General features: G+C 63.3%; 18 protein-coding genes and 2 tRNA genes. 11 read left to right on the top strand and 9 right to left on the bottom strand.

Annotated features, from left to right (window positions below):
* The first annotated feature begins 19 nt into the window (after positions 1 to 19).
* The 3 genes from phoU to phoR are packed head-to-tail and all read left to right on the top strand — an operon-like array spanning position 20 to position 2817.
* Positions 20 to 724 carry a phosphate signaling complex protein PhoU gene (gene phoU / locus QCE48_RS09970; RefSeq protein ID WP_087630611.1) on the top strand — a complete coding sequence of 235 codons (705 nt, stop codon included), beginning with the start codon at positions 20 to 22 and terminating at the stop codon, positions 722 to 724.
* Positions 725 to 757: 33 nt separating this feature from the next.
* Positions 758 to 1459 (top strand): phosphate regulon transcriptional regulator PhoB, encoded by a 702-nt coding sequence (gene phoB, locus QCE48_RS09965; protein WP_062633473.1) that lies wholly within the window; start codon positions 758 to 760, stop codon positions 1457 to 1459.
* Positions 1460 to 1503: 44 nt separating this feature from the next.
* Positions 1504 to 2817 carry a phosphate regulon sensor histidine kinase PhoR gene (phoR, locus tag QCE48_RS09960; RefSeq protein ID WP_309787989.1) on the top strand — a complete coding sequence of 438 codons (1314 nt, stop codon included), beginning with the start codon at positions 1504 to 1506 and terminating at the stop codon, positions 2815 to 2817.
* Positions 2818 to 2845: 28 nt separating this feature from the next.
* On the opposite strand, the gene ppk1 is transcribed toward phoR, so the two are convergent.
* The gene (ppk1, locus tag QCE48_RS09955; protein ID WP_309787991.1) at positions 2846 to 4909 is read right to left on the bottom strand and encodes a polyphosphate kinase 1; all 2064 of its coding nucleotides are present in this window, start codon (positions 4907 to 4909) and stop codon (positions 2846 to 2848) included.
* Between the two features lie 229 nt (positions 4910 to 5138).
* Between ppk1 and ppx the strand changes: the two genes are divergently transcribed.
* Positions 5139 to 6650 (top strand): exopolyphosphatase, encoded by a 1512-nt coding sequence (gene ppx, locus QCE48_RS09950; protein ID WP_309787993.1) that lies wholly within the window; start codon positions 5139 to 5141, stop codon positions 6648 to 6650.
* Positions 6651 to 6682: 32 nt separating this feature from the next.
* Here ppx and QCE48_RS09945 read toward each other — a convergent pair whose 3' ends face one another.
* Together QCE48_RS09945 and QCE48_RS09940 are read right to left on the bottom strand one after the other, a co-directional pair.
* Positions 6683 to 7510: a GNAT family N-acyltransferase gene (locus tag QCE48_RS09945; protein ID WP_309787995.1), complete on the bottom strand. Its 828-nt coding sequence runs from the start codon at positions 7508 to 7510 to the stop codon at positions 6683 to 6685.
* Between the two features lie 121 nt (positions 7511 to 7631).
* The gene (locus tag QCE48_RS09940; RefSeq protein ID WP_309787996.1) at positions 7632 to 8090 is read right to left on the bottom strand and encodes a histidine phosphatase family protein; all 459 of its coding nucleotides are present in this window, start codon (positions 8088 to 8090) and stop codon (positions 7632 to 7634) included.
* Positions 8091 to 8245: 155 nt separating this feature from the next.
* Here QCE48_RS09940 and QCE48_RS09935 point away from each other — a divergent pair.
* The 3 genes from QCE48_RS09935 (at position 8246) to QCE48_RS09925 (ending at position 9064) form a co-directional block, all read left to right on the top strand.
* Positions 8246 to 8322: transfer RNA gene (locus tag QCE48_RS09935), tRNA-Pro, on the top strand.
* Positions 8323 to 8405: 83 nt separating this feature from the next.
* On the top strand, positions 8406 to 8573 hold the full coding sequence (locus QCE48_RS09930; protein WP_200818976.1) for a hypothetical protein: 168 nt from the start codon (positions 8406 to 8408) through the stop codon (positions 8571 to 8573).
* Positions 8574 to 8866: 293 nt separating this feature from the next.
* Complete coding sequence (locus QCE48_RS09925) at positions 8867 to 9064, top strand: hypothetical protein (RefSeq protein WP_309787999.1); 198 nt, start codon at positions 8867 to 8869, stop codon at positions 9062 to 9064.
* Here the strand turns inward: QCE48_RS09925 and QCE48_RS09920 are convergent.
* The 3 genes from QCE48_RS09920 to QCE48_RS09910 all read right to left on the bottom strand — a co-directional run bounded on the left by QCE48_RS09920 (position 9045) and on the right by QCE48_RS09910 (position 11123).
* Positions 9045 to 9347: a hypothetical protein gene (locus tag QCE48_RS09920; protein WP_404983351.1), complete on the bottom strand. Its 303-nt coding sequence runs from the start codon at positions 9345 to 9347 to the stop codon at positions 9045 to 9047. The two genes, QCE48_RS09925 and QCE48_RS09920, sit on opposite strands and share 20 nt — an antisense overlap.
* A 62-nt stretch (positions 9348 to 9409) precedes the next feature.
* Positions 9410 to 10090: a peptidoglycan DD-metalloendopeptidase family protein gene (locus tag QCE48_RS09915; protein ID WP_309788002.1), complete on the bottom strand. Its 681-nt coding sequence runs from the start codon at positions 10088 to 10090 to the stop codon at positions 9410 to 9412.
* 130 nt (positions 10091 to 10220) lie between these two features.
* Complete coding sequence (locus QCE48_RS09910) at positions 10221 to 11123, bottom strand: aldose epimerase (protein ID WP_309788003.1); 903 nt, start codon at positions 11121 to 11123, stop codon at positions 10221 to 10223.
* 574 nt (positions 11124 to 11697) lie between these two features.
* Here QCE48_RS09910 and QCE48_RS09905 point away from each other — a divergent pair.
* Together QCE48_RS09905 and QCE48_RS09900 are read left to right on the top strand one after the other, a co-directional pair.
* Entirely contained in the window at positions 11698 to 12528 is an 831-nt protein-coding gene (locus QCE48_RS09905; RefSeq protein ID WP_309788004.1) for an undecaprenyl-diphosphate phosphatase, read from the top strand.
* A gap of 78 nt (positions 12529 to 12606) precedes the next feature.
* Positions 12607 to 12683 (top strand) — tRNA-Arg (locus QCE48_RS09900).
* A 536-nt stretch (positions 12684 to 13219) separates the two neighbouring features.
* Here the strand turns inward: QCE48_RS09900 and QCE48_RS09895 are convergent.
* From QCE48_RS09895 to QCE48_RS09885, 3 genes are all read right to left on the bottom strand, one after another.
* Positions 13220 to 13714 carry a hypothetical protein gene (locus QCE48_RS09895; protein ID WP_309788005.1) on the bottom strand — a complete coding sequence of 165 codons (495 nt, stop codon included), beginning with the start codon at positions 13712 to 13714 and terminating at the stop codon, positions 13220 to 13222.
* A gap of 166 nt (positions 13715 to 13880) precedes the next feature.
* Positions 13881 to 14123, bottom strand: coding sequence for a hypothetical protein (locus QCE48_RS09890; protein WP_309788006.1), 243 nt, complete (start codon positions 14121 to 14123; stop codon positions 13881 to 13883).
* A 92-nt stretch (positions 14124 to 14215) separates the two neighbouring features.
* Positions 14216 to 14800 carry a hypothetical protein gene (locus QCE48_RS09885; RefSeq protein WP_309788007.1) on the bottom strand — a complete coding sequence of 195 codons (585 nt, stop codon included), beginning with the start codon at positions 14798 to 14800 and terminating at the stop codon, positions 14216 to 14218.
* Positions 14801 to 15479: 679 nt separating this feature from the next.
* Here QCE48_RS09885 and QCE48_RS09880 point away from each other — a divergent pair.
* Both QCE48_RS09880 and QCE48_RS09875 read left to right on the top strand, forming a co-directional pair.
* Positions 15480 to 16061 (top strand): recombinase family protein, encoded by a 582-nt coding sequence (locus QCE48_RS09880; RefSeq protein ID WP_309788008.1) that lies wholly within the window; start codon positions 15480 to 15482, stop codon positions 16059 to 16061.
* 110 nt (positions 16062 to 16171) lie between these two features.
* On the top strand, positions 16172 to 16570 hold the full coding sequence (locus tag QCE48_RS09875; protein WP_309788009.1) for a hypothetical protein: 399 nt from the start codon (positions 16172 to 16174) through the stop codon (positions 16568 to 16570).
* Positions 16571 to 16599: the final 29 nt, after the last annotated feature.

The following is a 16599-nucleotide window of genomic DNA, read 5'->3' as shown; positions in this document are numbered from 1 at the left end:
GGGACTACAGGAGCAATACATGTCCGATAAGCATCTGTCGAGCCAGTTCGACGCCGACCTCAATGCGGTATCGTCGAAAGTGCTGGAAATGGGCGGTCTCGTCGAGTCGCAGATCATCCACGCGATGCAGGCGCTCAATACGTTCGACATCGGCGTCGCCGACCAGGTGATCGCGGCCGAAGTGCGCCTGAACACGATGGAAGTCGAGATCGACGAGGAGTGCAGCAACATCATCGCGCGCCGTCAGCCGGCCGCGCGCGACCTGCGCCTTCTGATGGCGATCTCGAAGACGATCACCAATCTGGAACGCGCCGGCGACGAAGCCGAGAAGATCGCGAAGCGCGTGAAGCGCATCAACGAGGACGGCGCGGGCCGCACGGTCAACATCGCCGAGATCAAGCTCTCGGGGGAGATGGCGGTGACGATTTTGCGCCGCGCGCTCGACGCGTTCGCGCGCCTCGATACGGTCGCGGCCGCGCAGATCGTGCGCGACGACAAAGCCATCGACGAGGAATTCCGCGCGTTCGTGAGAAAGCTCATCACGTACATGATGGAAGATCCGCGCACGATCTCCGCGGGTCTCGACTATCTGTTCATCGCGAAGGCGGTGGAGCGGATCGGCGATCACGCGAAGAACATCGCCGAATTCATCATCTATATCGTGAAGGGAACCGACGTGCGGCACGTTCCGCGCGACCAGCTCGAACGTGAAGCGCTCAGCTAATCTCATTTCAAGCAAAAGGTCACAGAGGTGCCGATGCCCAGCAGTATCCTCGTTATCGAAGACGAACCCGCGATCTCCGAACTGATCTCGGTGAATCTGCAACATGCGGGACACTGCCCGATCCGCGCGTACAACGCGGAGCAGGCGCAGAACCTGATCAGCGACGTGCTGCCCGACCTCGTGCTGCTCGACTGGATGTTGCCGGGCAAGTCCGGCATCACGTTCGCGCGCGAGCTGCGCAACAACGAGCGCACGAAGCACATCCCGATCATCATGCTCACCGCGCGCGGCGACGAACAAGACAAGGTGCTCGGACTCGAGATCGGCGCCGACGACTACGTCACCAAGCCGTTCTCGCCGAAGGAACTGATGGCGCGCATCAAGGCGGTGCTGCGCCGGCGCGCGCCGCAGCTGACGGAAGACGTCGTCGCGATCAACGGCTTGCGGCTCGATCCGGCGACCCATCGCGTGGCCGCGAGTCACTCGGGCAACGACATCAAGCTCGATCTCGGTCCGACCGAATTCCGGCTGCTGCATTTCTTCATGACACATCCGGAGCGCGTGCACAGCCGCACGCAACTGCTCGATCAGGTGTGGGGCGATCACGTCTTCGTGGAAGAACGCACGGTCGATGTGCACATCAAGCGCCTGCGCGCGGCCCTCAAGCCGGCGGGCTGCGATGCTATGATCGAAACGGTGCGGGGCAGCGGCTACCGGCTCGCCAAGAGCGCCTGAGCCTTCACCGCTCTGCATCTTTCATTCTTTCGACCCCACCGACCATGAATATCATCTGGACGCGTTCCATCGTGTCCCTCGCGTTGCTCGCAGCGCTGAGCGCGTTGGTCGGCGCGTTCTTCGGCGTGCGCATCGCGCTCGCATTCGCGGTGGTGATGCTCGTCGTGCAGAGCTTCTTCGGCACCTATCACACGCAACGTCTGTGGCGTCTGCTCGATGCGCCCGTCTACGGCGAAGTGCCGAGCGCGCTCGGCATCTGGGGCGAGATCTACTACCGGCTGCACAAGCTTGCCAAGCGCTGGCATGCGCAGGTGCGTCAGGTCGAGCAGCAGCACTCGCGCTTCATCCAGGCGATCCAGGCGTCGCCGAACGGCGTCGCGATGCTCGACGACCACGATCAGATCGAGTGGTGCAACGCGATCGCCGAGACGCATTTCGGGCTCGACGCCAAGCGCGACCTGCGCCAGCACATCACGCATCTGGTGCGCCGCCCCGAGTTCGTGCGTTATCTGAATTCGCATCATTACGAAGAGATGCTGATCATGCGCGCGATGGGCGTGAATCGTCGGCATACGCTTTCCGTGCAGGTCTTTCCCTATGGCGACAATCGCAAGCTGATCCTCACGCAGGACATCACGGAGCTCGAGCGCACGGATTCGATGCGGCGCGATTTCGTCGCGAACGTCTCGCATGAATTGAAGACACCGCTCACGGTGCTATCGGGTTTTCTCGAGACGATGCGCGAACTGCCGCTAACCGAGGCGGACCGCGCGCGCTATCTGGAGATGATGGATCAGCAGGCATCGCGGATGAGGAACATCGTGCGCGACTTGCTGGTGCTCGCGAACCTCGAAGGCGACATGCGGCCGCCGGGCGACGAACTGCTCGACATGCGCGCAGTGATGCGCCATCTCGAAGACGACGCGAACAATCTGTCGGCGGGGCGGCATCGCATTACTTTTCACAGCGACGAAGCGCTGACGGTCGCGGGTGCGGAGACGGAGATCGTGAGCGCGCTTGCCAATCTCGTGACGAACGCGATTCGCTATACGCCTGATGGCGGCACGATCGACGTGACGTGGCAGCGCGAGCAGGATCGCGCGGTGTTCTCGGTGCGCGACAGCGGGCTCGGCATTCCTGCGGAGCACATTCCGCGGCTGACGGAGCGGTTCTATCGGGTGGATCGCAGCCGCTCGCGGGATACGGGTGGCACGGGGCTTGGGCTCGCCATCGTCAAGCATGTGCTGCAACGGCATCACGCGGAGCTCGATGTGAAGAGCGAGGAAGGGCGGGGGAGCACGTTCAGTGTACGGTTTCCGGTCGCGCGGACGGCGTTGAGGAAGTCTGTCGCGGTTTGATGCACAAACCAAACCCGCGGCTGTCCACTCAAGAACAAAACTTCGCGAGCAACCCCAACTGCGCATTACGCATCGCTTTCCCCGGCCGCCGCCGCCGATAATGTCCATCGCTCTGCATGAGCCAGGCCGTCTGGTTATCGCCGAGAAATACCGATAAGCCTTCCGCGATCACGCGCCGCTTGAGCCGTCGATCGCGGATCGGAAACGCCACCTCCACACGCCGGAAGAAGTTGCGATCCATCCAGTCGGCGCTTGACAGATAGACGTCTTCGTTGCCGTGCGCATAGAAGTAGAAGATGCGGTGATGCTCCAGAAATCGTCCGACGATCGAGCGCACCGTGATGTTCTCCGACAGATCCTCCACGCCCGGCTTGAGCGAACACACGCCGCGCACGATCAGATCGATCTTCACGCCCGCCTGCGATGCCTCGTAGAGCGCCGCGATCACCGAAGGCTCGAGCAACGCATTCATCTTCGCGACGATGCGCGCCTTCCTGCCCGCGCGCGCATGCTCGGCTTCCGCGTGGATCGCATCCATCAGCTTCGCATGCAGCGTGAACGGCGACTGCCAGATCTGATGCAGCGGAATCTCGCCGCCGATTCCCGTCAGCTGCTGGAATACGTGATGCACGTCTTCGCAGAGTTGCTGGTCGGCGGTCAACATGCCGAAGTCGGTATAAAGACGGGCCGTGCGCGGATGATAGTTGCCCGTTCCCAGATGCACGTAGCGCTTGAGCATGAGCTTGCCGCCCTGCGACACGCGCCGCACGATCAGCATCATCTTCGCGTGGCACTTGTGGCCGACCACGCCATACACCACATGCGCGCCGACCGCTTCCAGCTGCGACGCCCAGTTGATGTTCGTCTCTTCGTCGAAGCGCGCAAGCAGTTCGACCACCACCGTTACTTCCTTGCCATTGCGCGCGGCCTGCATCAGCGCGTCCATCAGCGGCGAATCGGTGCCGGTGCGATAGATGGTCTGCTTGATCGCGACGACCTGCGGATCCTTCGCGGCCTGCAACAAGAGTTCGAGTACCGGCTGAAAACTCTCGTAGGGATGATGCAGCAGGACATCGCCCTGATCGATCGCATCGAAGAGATTCGATGCGTTCGCGATGCTCTTGGGTATCGACGGAATGTGCGGCACGAACTTGAGGTCGGGCCGGTCCACCATCTCGGGCAACTGCATCAGCCGCACGAGATTCACCGGACCGTTCACGCGATAGCAGTCGCGTTCGTTCAACTGGCTCTCGTCGAGCAGGCGCCGCACCATGTGCGGCGGCGTCTCCGCCGACACTTCCAGCCGCACCGCGTTGCCCAGATGCCGCGCCGGCAGTTCGCCCTGCAGCGCAACGCGCAGGTTGGTGATTTCGTCTTCGTCGACGAACAGCTCGCTGTTGCGCGTGATGCGAAACTGATTGCAGCTGCGCACGTTCAGATGCGGAAACAGCTCTTCGACAAAGCGCTGCATCAGTGAACTCAGGAGCACGAAGCCGTGCGGATAACCCGAGAGCGCCTCGGGCATGCGCACGAGGCGGGGCAGCGCGCGCGGCGCCTGGACGATGCCCATCATTGCCTGACGGCCGAAGGCGTCCTTGCCCTCCAGTTCGACGACGAAGTTCAGGCTCTTGTTGAGCACGCGCGGAAACGGATGCGCCGGATCGAGACCGATCGGCGTGAGCACCGGCAACAGCTCGTTGTGAAAGTATTCGCGCGCCCACTCGGTCTGCTGCGGGGTCCACGCCTCGGCGTTATGAAAGTAAATGCCTTCGCTTTCGAGCGCCGGAATCACGGTGTCGTGCAGCATCACGTACTGCTGGCGCACGAGCCGGTGCGCGCGCTCGACCACGAGGTCGTACACATGTTGCAGCGACATGCCGTCCGGCGACAGCGAGCCGGGGTTGTCGCGCATCTGCTCCTGCAGGCCCGCCATGCGGACTTCGAAGAATTCGTCGAGATTGCTGCTCGTGATGCAGATGAAGCGAAGACGTTCGAGGAGAGGAACGGCGGTATCGGCGGCCTGCGCCAGCACGCGCTCGTTGAATCCCAGGATGCCCAGCTCGCGGTTGAATAGCGGATAGCGTATGGACATCGACGAGGTCAGTGGAGGGTCTATCGAAAGGGCAAACGGACGTTCGGATAGTCTCACAGTAAGATTAAGTTTTCGTGACACTGTCAGTGTCACAAATTCTACGCAGATTGGGAATAGCGTCGCCTGTGCGCGGCGGGGCCCGCCGGGTGCCCGACGCCTGAGCGCTCGGCTGGATTAGAATTGGTGCGGCGCCGCGAGGCGTTCCTTTCCCATGAATCCTGGATATCCGATGGTCATTCAACCGCATCTTCTCGCCGCCGTAGACCTGGGTTCGAACAGCTTCCGGCTGATCGTCGGACGCGTCGAGGAGACGGAGGCCGGCAGCCAGATCTATCAGGTCGATGCGCTGCGCGAGCCGGTGCGCCTCGGCGCGGGCCTCTCGCGCGACAAATATCTCGACCGCGCGTCGCAACTGCGCGGCTGGGATGCGTTGAAGCGCTTCGGCGAACGGCTGCGCGACTTCCATCCGGATCATGTGCGCGCGGTCGCGACCAACACGCTCAGGGTGGCGAAGAACGCGGGCGATTTCATTGTCGAGGCAGAAGCCGCGCTCGGCTTCCCGATCGAAGTGATCGCGGGCCGCGAGGAAGCCCGCCTCATCTACGCGGGCGCGGCGCATTCGGTGCCGGCGAGCGCGGGCAAGCGCCTCGTGGTGGACATCGGCGGCGGCTCGACGGAATTCATCATCGGCTCGCACTACACGCCGATCCACATGGAAAGCCTCTATATCGGCTGCGTGAGCCATAGCCGGCAGTTCTTCCCGGCGGGCAACGTCGACGAATACACGATGCGTCAGGCCGAACTTGCCGCGAAGCGCGAGATCCAGATCATCTCGGCCGAGTACAAGCATACCGGCTGGGATCAGGCGATCGGCTCGTCGGGCACGGCGCGCGCGCTCGCGGAACTCGTCGAGGCGAACGGCTTCAACGATCCCGACATCACGCACGGCATTTCGCGCGGCGGCCTGGAAAGGCTGAAGCGCGCGCTCATCAAGGCGGAGAACGTGAACCGGCTGAAGCTGGTGGCGCTCAAGCCCGACCGCATTCCGGTGCTGGCGGGCGGCCTGTCGATCATGCTCGGCGTGTTCGAGGAGCTGGGCATCGATTACGTCGACACCACCGACGGCGCGCTCAGGCTCGGTGTGCTGTACGACCTGCTCGGGCGCTCGCAGCACGAGGACATGCGCACGGTCACGGTGGAAGGCTTCAAGCGCCGCTATGCCGTCGATGCCGCGCAGTCCGACCGCATCGCGGAGCTGGCGATCCGCTTCTACGACCAGTTCGACGAACCCGATGCCGAGCGGCGCGGGGAAAACCGCATGTTTCTCGCGTGGTCGGCGGCGCTGCACGAGATCGGCTTGTCGATCGCGCACAGCGCATATCACAAGCACTCGGCGTACATCGCGACCCACGCCGACATGCCCGGCTTCTCGCGCACCGATCAGGCGCGGCTCGCGGCGCTCGTGCTCGGACACGCGGGCAAGCTCGGCAAGCTTTCGCATTCGCGCGACGTCGACTGGACGCTGCTTTTTTGCCTGCGGCTCGCGTCGCTGCTATGCCGTAGGCGCACCGATGCGGGCCTGCCGAGCATCGAGGTCAAGCAGGCGGCAAGCGGCTTCGACGTGCGTCTGCCGAACGACTGGGTCGCGAACAATCCGCTCACCGACTACAGCCTCGTGCAGGAAACGGCCGAGTGGGAGAAGATCGGGCGGCCCTATCGCGTGGTTTATACGGACGACTGATAGCCGCGTCGCCGATGCGAAGGCCGCGCCGGTCAGCGCGCGTTCGCGTCGCTCATGAAGTGGCGCGCGTAGCGCGCATTGATGTCCGAGAGACGAAAGAGCGTGAGGAAGTCCGCCGTGTTGAAGTCCGGATCCCAGGCGGGTGCACCGCAGATCTTCGCGCCCAGACGCAGGTAGCCCTTGACGAGCGGCGGCGGGCTCACGTCGACGCCCGTGCGCAATTCCTCGACCGGCAGCGGCGTATGCGGAAACGCGCGGTATTCGGGCGCGGTCAGCGCGTCGGCGGCGAGCGAGCAATACAGGTTCGCGGCGTAGTGCCCGCCATCGACCATGCCGACGCTCGCGCAGCCGAGCATCGTCTCGTAGCCGTTCTGCATCATGTAGGTCGCGAGCCCGCCCCACAGCGACATGATGACCGCGCCGTTGCGATAGTCGGGATGCACGCACGAACGGCCCACTTCGACGAGCTTCGGCCGCAAATGCGTGAGGCGCGACACGTCGAATTCGCTTTCGGCGTAGAGCCGGCCGACACGCGCCGCCTGGTGCGGCGGCAGCACGCGGTAGGTGCCGACCACTTTCAGCGAATCGAGATCGCGCACGAGCAGGTGATCGCAGAAGGCGTCGAACGCATCGACGTCGAGGCCGGCGGGACCCGTCAGGCGGGCGCCCATTTCGTCGGAAAACACGCGGTAGCGCAGGCGTTGGGCTTCGCGCAGCGCGTCGTCGGTGCGGGCCCAGGCGACCTGCAGGCGCTCTTGACCGGCGACGGTTTCCGCTGCGCGCGGCAGACGGCGGCGCGCGTCGTGGAGAAGCGTTGAATGCGCCTTCTTCGGCAGCGCGGGCGTGGCTGAATCTTGCATTGGCGTTCCCCGATAGGAGGCTTGAGTCCGCCAATGTAGTAATCGCGCGTGACGCTCGCATGGCGTCGCAATGACGATTCGATGAAAGCGATCGTCAGGTGCGGCGCGGCGTGCTGCAAGCTCAGAGCAGGTCGGGACTCGCCACCGCGCGCAGGACGACGTGCCCGTCGCCGCCGCGCGAACGCTGCTGGAACCACCAGACACCCGCTTTCTTGACCGACCACTCGGCTTCCTCTCCGGAGAGCAGCAGCGAAGCGACATAACCCATCGTCGGCTGATGGCCGACCACGACCACCGTTTCCGCGATGCCGTCCGGCCAGCCGGCTGCGTCGAGCACGGCTTGCGCGCTGCCGCCTGGCGCGAGCGACGGCACGACGCGATAGCGGTCGCCGAATGCTTCGGCCGTCTGGATCGTGCGGGTCGCGGGGCTGGCGAGGAAGAGGGCGTCGTCGTCGAGGCGCGCGCGCAGCCACTTGGCGACTGCCTGCGCCTGCTTGCGTCCGCGCGGGGTGAGCTGCCGGGCGAGGTCGCTCGCCGCCTGGTCCTCGGCTTCCGCGTGACGCCAGAGAATGAGGTTCATCGAGTGTCTCCGTGGGTGTGATCCGTTGGTGTGATCCGTTCGACCGCCGAGCGGGCGATGTGTGCCCGTCGGCGCGCTCGATTTGCGTGTCGCGAAGCGTGGGGGTCGCTTTTCATTGCGCGGGGTGCGGGAAAACGCTATCATCTGCGGCTTGTCGGAGCGTAGCGCAGCCTGGTAGCGCATCTGATTTGGGATCAGAGGGTCGTAGGTTCGAATCCTATCGCTCCGACCACCGTACAAGAAGGGGTTACAAGTTTCGGCTTGTAACCCCTTTGTTTTTCTTCGCCGTTCAATGCGGCGACTTCCGGAAACGCCATGCTCCGTATCGTTCTGTTCGCTGCCGTGTCGCTCGTGCTCTGCGCATGCGCCGATTCGTCGACTCAGCCGAAACATCGTCCGCCGCAGGACCCGCCGGATTACAAGGGCGTGCCCACCGACACGCGTCCGCCCGTCATGTTGATCGCGCCGGACAAGTCGGAATAGCGGCTCCTTCGCATAAAATCGTAGGCTGGAAATGGCGAAGCCCCGACGCGGGCACGCCGGGGCCTCTGACCCGCGCGGACTGTTCGCGCAGAGAATGCACGGGCTGGAACGAATTCTAGGGCGCCGTTGTTCGCGACGTTGTGTGCGCTTGTATCGGAGCGTAACGCGATGCGACACGACGTCTCTGAAAGATCGCGTAAATATTCCCGTGCGTTTGGCCTAGGCGTTCTGCCCTAAGCGAAATATTTGCCTTGCGGTTATGATCGGACCATTCGTCGTCGGCTGTATCGATCATGCACCTGCTCTGGATCTTCATCGCGCTTTGCCCGTTCGCGCTCGCGGCGCTCGTCGCATTCGCGGCGCATATCGACCCGCTCTCGGGTCACTGGCAGGCGCCCAAACCCCGCCGCGTCAGCCCCGGCTTGAGCGGCCATCTACGGCTGCGCGCCATGCTCGTGGGCCACGCAGGCGTCATTGCTTGCAGCGAATGACCATCGAGCGATTCTTGATGTTCGCCCCGAAGATGCCGCCCACCGAGCCGCCCGCCGTCGCGCCGTTGTCGGTGTCCTTCGATACGACGTCATAGCCATAGGCGCCGCACGTCTCGCCGGCTTTTTTGTAACACTCCGCCCAGCTTGTGCTTGCATCGCTGCCGCTGCAGTTGATGGCGAAGCCGGTATCGCCCGAAGGCAGATAGGTCATGGTCGACGTGTTCGCGCAGCCGGCGAGCGTCGCGATCGCACCCAGCGCCGCCAGAAGCGCGGCTCGGTTCATCCTCTTCATCGAAACTTTCCTTGTCATGTGTCGCGTAACTTCCGTATGAGCGCCGCCGGCGCTCAGCGCGCGGGCAGATAGCGCGACGGATCGGTCGAGCGGCCCAGATAGCGCAACTCGAAGTGCAGCATCACGCGGTTCGAGTCCGTATCGCCCATTTCCGCGATCTGCTGGCCTTGCGCGACGGTCTGGCCTTCCTTCACGAGCAGCGCGCGATTGTGCGCATACGCAGTCAGGTACTCCGAATCGTGCTTCACGATCAGCATGTTGCCGTAGCCGCGCAAGCCGTTGCCCGCGTAGACGACCGTCCCGCCCGCCGCCGCGACGACCTTCGTGCCCGGCGCATTGACGATGTCGATGCCCTTCGACGTCTTGCCGTCAAACGTGCGGATCACTTCGCCCTGCGCGGGCCAGACGAGCGACATCGCGGGCGCCTTCGCGGGCGCGGGATCGGGTGCGGTGTCGCCACGGCTCGCCGAAGACGCGGGAGCCGGGCGCGGCGCGGCGGCCATGCCTGCCGGCGGCACGACGCGCAGCACCTGATCGACTTCGATCGCGTCGGGATTGGCAAGCCCGTTCCAGCGCACGATGTTCTGCACGGAGGTGCGGTTTTCCCGCGCGATCTTCGAGACCGTGTCGCCCCGTTCCACGCGATAAAAGCCCGGCCCGACCGGCGCCGAGCCACATGCGGCGAACACTGCGACCAGCGAGGCGCAGAGGAGCCGTCGAATTCTTGTTGCCAACGTTAGACCTCGCGAAGCGCCGCCGCGTGCAAAAGGTGCGCGGCGGTCCAAACGTCGGATTTTACCGTCTTCGCTCGTCCGGCCGCGAAAAGGCGCCGCGCGCGGTCCCGTCGACGCCCGCGCCCGACGCTCAATCCAGCGGCGATACGACGAGCCGCAGCGACGCCGACTCCGTCTTCCCGGGCGCGAGCCAGCGCAGGCCGCGGCCGTTGTGGATCGCGTCGGGCAGGCCGATCCACGGCTCGACGCAGTAGAAATCGGAAGTATCGGCCTCGGTCCAGGTCGTGACCGCGTACCACGGCACCGAGTCCGGCTGGTCGAGCTCGAAGCTGACCATGCGCTTAAGGCTTGGCATGAAGAGCCGCACCGGCTGGTCCGACGGCCCGGTGAAACAGTGAAAACGGTCGACGATGGAAGGATCGTCGAGCGTATAGCGCGGCGCGCCCGGCACCGCTTCGCTGATCGAGCCGTCCGGCAGCTGATGGCGCTGCTCGGTGCGCGGCAGCTCGACACTGCTCGACGCGCGCTGGTCGTGCGGCAGGTGAAAGTAGAAGTGATGGCCGGCGTAGTAGGGCAGCGCGACTTCGCCCGGATTGGACGTCGTCAGCTCCACGTCGAGCGTGTTCGCATCGACGAGCCGGTACGCCGCCTCGAAGCGGAACGCGAACGGATAGCCGGCGCGGGTCGCGTCGCTGTCGACGAGCGTCATGCGCAGTCCGTGGCCGTCCGCGTCCTTCGTGGTCGAAAAGGGCAGGCTGCGGGCGAAGCCGTGCGTCGGCAGATCGTGGATCACGCCGTCGGGGTCGCGCCATTTACCGATCTCGCCCGTGACGAAATGGCGTCCGAGGAACGGAAACAGCAGCGGATTGCCGCCGCGGATCTTCGCCGGCTGCGACCAGTCGGGTGTGGCCGGCCAGTGGATCACCGGTTCGCCGCCGACGCGCCACGTCATGAGCCGGCCGCCCGCCTGCGGGGCGAGCGAGATGGAGGCGCCGTCGCGCGTGATATCGATGATGTCTTGCTCGGATGACATGGTTTGAGCGCTCCGGAGGGCGTGGTGACGGCGTGAGAGGTCGTTGCAGACTCGCAGATTCTGCCGTGGATTTTTCTACGGGGAAACCCTTCTCGGGAAAACAGCGACTGACGTCCGCCTCCTCGATGTGTTGTTATTCTGTGCTGTGTTGCCTATCAGACAGAACGAGGAGCGAAGCATGGATCTGGCAATGACGATGGCTCTGGCGATGTTCGGGCTTTTCGGCGCGAGTACCGTGCTGTTCCTATACAAGCTCATGCCCTGAAACCTGGCCCTTTGCGTGCGACGCACACGAAAATGCGTGCGCGGCGAAGCGCATTTCCTTTCGGTTTCATTCGTCTCCAATTACTGCAAAATCCGTTTTGCCGACGTTTGACTGTCGGCGGATGTTGATTGACCTAAACGCTTGGCGCTCGATTTCGCCACCGGCATAATCGGTGCGATTTTTCGCGCGCCGTGCCGTTCCACATCCCCATTTTGCGCATTCGATCGTTCCGTTGCCCGTCGGGCAGCGCGACGGACGACGGGATTCGCACGACGCGTCCTCCATTCGTAACGTCAAAAGGATCGACGCGTGACTCTGTGGTTTCTGATTTTTCTAAGCGTGCTGCAAGGCGTGACCGAACTCTTTCCGGTCAGCAGCCTCGGCCATACGCTCCTCGTGCCCGGCCTCTTCGGGATGCACATCGACAAGCACGCGCCTCAGTTGCTGCCGTTCCTGGTCGCGCTGCATCTCGGCACCGCATTCGCGCTGCTCTGGTATTTCCGCACGCGCTGGGTCGAGCTGATCGGCGGCTGGTTCGCTTCGCTCGGCGGACGGCGCAACGAACACGGCCACATGATGTGGGCGCTGATCATCGGCACGATTCCGACGGGCATCGTCGGACTGCTGCTGGAAAAGCGCATCGAAGCGATCTTTCATGATCTGCGCATCGTGGCGGCGGCGCTGATGGTGAACGGCGTGCTGCTGTGGCTCGGCGACCGGTTGCAGCGCGCCCGCGCGAGGCGCGCGCCCGAGCAGCTCACGTTCGGCCAGGCGTTTCTCGTGGGTCTCGCGCAGATCGGCGCGCTCGTGCCGGGATTCTCGCGCAGCGGCCTCACGATGATCGCGGGCGTCGGCGCCGGCATGACGGCGGAAAAGGCGGCGGAGTTTTCGTTCCTGCTCGGCACGCCAATCATCTTCGCGGCCGGCGTGCTCGAACTGCCGAAGCTCTTTCACGCGCCCGGCCAACTGGGCGATGCGCTGCTCGGCGGCGTGCTGACCGGCATCGCCGCGTATCTGAGCGTGCGGTTTCTCATGCATTACTTCGAAGGACGCGGGCGGCTTGCGTCGTTCGGCGTGTATTGCGTGATCGCGGGAGCGTTCTGTCTGGGGTGGTTCATGCTGCATCCGCAGCCGGTCTGACGCGCACGCGCTTGCCCGGGTTCGCCTTGCCGCGCCCGGGCCGTCGCTGATGAGGTAAAATCCTCGCTCGCTTGCGACGCGGCAGTAGCTCAGCTGGATAGAGCATCGGCCTTCTAAGCCGAGGGGCGGGGGTTCGAGTCCCTCCTGCCGTGCCAGCGTTTTCCTAGAAATCAAATACTTAAGTCGAGCGCACTGCGCAGGTTGAAAACAAGTGAGCACAGTTCAGTGTGCTCAAAATGTGCTCGAATTCTACTATGGGACTGACCGAGGAGCGCACGCTCTGATAAGGCAGCTTTGACGGTGCGAACTAACGGGTTCGTCGTGAACGTGGTGTGCACGGCAGTGGAAGTCTTCGACGTGCGCAGACCGATCTAGCGAAGATGCACTACGACACTACGACTTCAAGCGCGACTACTGTTCTAAATACGGTCGTCAGCGGTAGGACGAAATTATCTTTTAGTCGCGCCGTGGCAGACGCGATGCCATCGCGTGAGGCCTGGCAGCGCCGCTTCAAGGCGTGGCACGATTCCGGCATCCTACTGAGAGCCGCGTTAGGTGGTGCCTCGGGAGGTGCGGGCACAGCTTTCTGACGGGGTTTTCGGGGCCAATTGTCCCAGCGTTGTCCCGGCAGAGCAAGTACGCTCCCGGGGGTCAGGCTCGCGTGGCTCGCCTTATCGGTCCTAAAAGCCGCTCATGTCTCCATCCAAGGTGGCTGCTTCGGCCGCTTCGGCACGTCCCACAGTTCCGCCCGCTTCGGATACAGCGTGTTCGGTGCCGAGTACCTGAAGGACAGGAAGCGCATAGGGCCTCGCTGTCGGAACCGCATCGTAATCGTCCCGAGGACGGACACTTCACCCTGTCGCACATGGATGACTCGAACCCGCATAAACGGCCCGCAGCGCCAGCCCGAGATGCTTGCGTATGGCGAGTGCTCGACGGCCTCCCACGCCTGCACTGTGCCGCCGACGTGCCGCCCGGTGACTTCGGTAGTGAGGCTGACCGAATGCGTGCACGGTGGGCCGGACACATCACCCTCATTCGTCCATTCGCCAGTCATGGCCTCGGCCTGTATCGCGGCCAGCTTCGATAACCAGAGCCAGCCGCCACCGAGGGCGGCAAATCCAGTGGCGATCTTCGACAGCGGATCAGCGTAAGTAGCAGCGGTGTTCAGGAAGTCGAGCAGCAAGGCGGCTCCAGCGCAGGTGGTCGGAGTCTTAGATTCTACTGGGCGCGGGCTAAAGGTCTGAGCAAGCGCACCAAAATCGATGCGGTTATTCGCTGCCCGGTTGGTGTGTTGCGCGTGGGCCGATGAAGCGACTCGCTAGCGACACCACGCGTCTTGGATTGGCTGATTACGCTTTTTGAAGCGCCCAGCCGTGCGCCACCATGCAGTGCTTGAAGAAGTCACGCATGTTGATCGCACCGGATATCCCGCCTCCGAAGTATCCGCTCTGTCGCGCATCCTTCTCGCACGCGTAAGAGTCCACTTGATAATCGGCTGTAGTCGCGCCGTATTTGTTCCACACCATAGGTGATGCGCAGCCCGCGAGCGCCGCACAAGCTGCTGCGGCGATCATTAACTTTCCCCGTTTCATTCAATTGGCCTTTCAGTCTTGATTTAGTAGTTGCCCTGCGGAGGCGAGCTAGCCGGTCGGACAGAGCGTCGGCCCGCTCGCTTTGAAAATCGTTATTGCTTCGTCCCTAGGAACAGCACGCCAGCTTTTGAGGGCGTTTGGAGTTCAGCACGCATCGCCGTCCCATCAGTCACCGCAACGCCGGTCGCTGATGTGTTCGGATAAGCGCAGGCGCCTGTGCCGAAGTTGATCGTTACGTCATAAACGTTACCCGACGCGTGGGGCTTGATGGAGCCGGTGAACGAGCAGCCGGTGCCCGTTCCGGTGATCGCGCCGTTCGCGTCTGCCGTCATGGTGACGCTTGGATCGGTGCCATACGTCGTTACGCTCTCACCCTTGAACGTGCCGGTGACAGTCGCTTGCGTCGGCGTTGTGTCGTAGCTCGCATCGTACTTGCCCGTGAACGTCACTTTAGAACCGTTCGAGTACTGGATCGACGTGGTAGCCGAAGCCTTCGCCGCATAAGTGCCGGAGAGCGTCACAGAGTTGACGCCTTGACCTTCGAGGTTGTAGTCGTAGCCGCTGCCATTGGACAGCGTGCCATTGCTGGACGTGACAGTACCAATGACGCCGCCCGCGATGATGCTCGAATTACCGGCAACCGAATACAACGAATACACCCGCCCATCGTCGAGCACGAGGACCGATGCCTGCCGGTTTGTGTCCGTAGTTCCAGTGTAGAGCCCGGCCGCTGACGGGCCGGGCGTAGCTGATGAGGGGTTGCCGCCGCCTCCACCGCCGCACGCCGTCAAGATGACCGCCGCTGCTGCGGCTGTAAGTAGATGCCCTCTCATTACTGATCTCCGTTATATGACCTGATGTTTGGCCGCTGGAAGTGTAATTTCTTGTAACGGACATTGGAAGTGGGTCCTTACAACAAGCTCCTGCGTTTCACTGTACGGGGACACCCAAGCACGGGCCAAAAATTGGCCCGGATTTCTGTGGGGACATACGCCGCACGCCCGCGCCCATGCGCCCCCGTACGCTCGCCTGCGTGTCAAGAATCGCGGGCGCACGCGCCTGACTGCTCCGCCGGCGTGCCACGCGACGGCAGATGACAGTCCATGCCGGGTCTCGGCCTTCGTACAGCCGGAGACAGCGATCCTCTGAACAGCGGCGATGGGTGTCTTCACTTCTCTAATGGTCGAAGGACGCGCAGCAGATGCGCCGTCCGCTCAGCGGCGATCCCACAGCGCGGATAGAAAACGTTCGTTAAGCATCCACGTTGGAAGGCCACGCGACTTTGGTAAGAAACCTCTTGCAAAGGGTTTCTATCCATGCGACGATTTTATCCACGTTTTATAACCGGGAACATTAATGCGCACATTCCTTTACAGCCGAGTATCCACGCAGGACCAAGACACCACGAACCAGCAGATCGCAGCGCGGCACGCGGGGTACGACGTAGAGCCGCGCCGAGTGCATGCCGAGACGATCAGCGGCACGGTGCCCGCGATGGAGCGACCGGTATTCCGTAAGCTGGTCGAGAAGCTGGAGCAGGGCGATACGCTGGTCGTGACGAAGCTGGACCGGCTCGGACGCAATGCCGCTGACGTTGACTCGACCGTGACGAGCCTCCGCGCTGCTGGCATCCGCGTAGTCGTGCTGGACCTGCCGGTGCAGGAAGTGACGAGCGCAGCCGGTGATCTAGTGCGCCGCATGTTCGCTGCCTTCGCTCAGTTCGAGCGCGATCTGATCGTGGAGCGGACGCACGCAGGACTGGAGCGAGCACGCGCCTCGGGCCGTGTCGGTGGCAGGCCCGAACGCTTCACGCTGGAGGAGAAGCGAACTATCAAGGCGCGGCTGGACGCGGGCGCTACGGCGCGAGGACTGGCGAAGGAGTACCGCACCACGCATGTAACCATCATGAAGGCGGCTAAGGAGGCATCGGCTGACTAGGGCGCTGGCACCGCACGCCGTAGCAACCCGGTTGACTCTTGGCAGGGAAAGACCGGGCAACCATCCAACACGCGGGCCAGCGCGCCTGCACGATACCGTAAAAGCAGATCATGAACCAGAAGACCAACGCACTGAACACCGAAACCACGAACGCTACCGTCGTCGCCGTCACCGCAGACCTTACGGGCCACGCCACGCCTGACGAGGCGTATGACGAAGGCGCTTTCTTCGCTGACACCGACTGGCAGTGGGCGTTGAAGGAGGACGAGGACGCCCGCCCGTCGAGCATGGCAGAGCACCGTGCTACAGCGTGGGCGTTTATCTCGGGAACCGTGTGCCCGGATTGGAGCGACGAGGAGGCGCGCAGCGCGTTCTACGTGGGATACGAGGACCGGGCAACCGAACTGGCTGACGCGGGCGAGGCGGGATACGAGGCTCTGGCTGGATACCGTCAAGCAGCATGTCCGGTTTACCGTCAATCATCTTGGCCGGTCGGTCGGGATGATTGACGCTGCGTCAGGTTGTCATGGTTGTCGCT

The organism is Caballeronia sp. LZ024 (assembly GCF_031451455.1).
Lineage (GTDB): Bacteria > Pseudomonadota > Gammaproteobacteria > Burkholderiales > Burkholderiaceae > Caballeronia > Caballeronia telluris.
The sequence above is the reverse complement of the archived record's forward strand: the minus strand, read 5'-3'. Positions and strand labels throughout refer to the sequence as shown.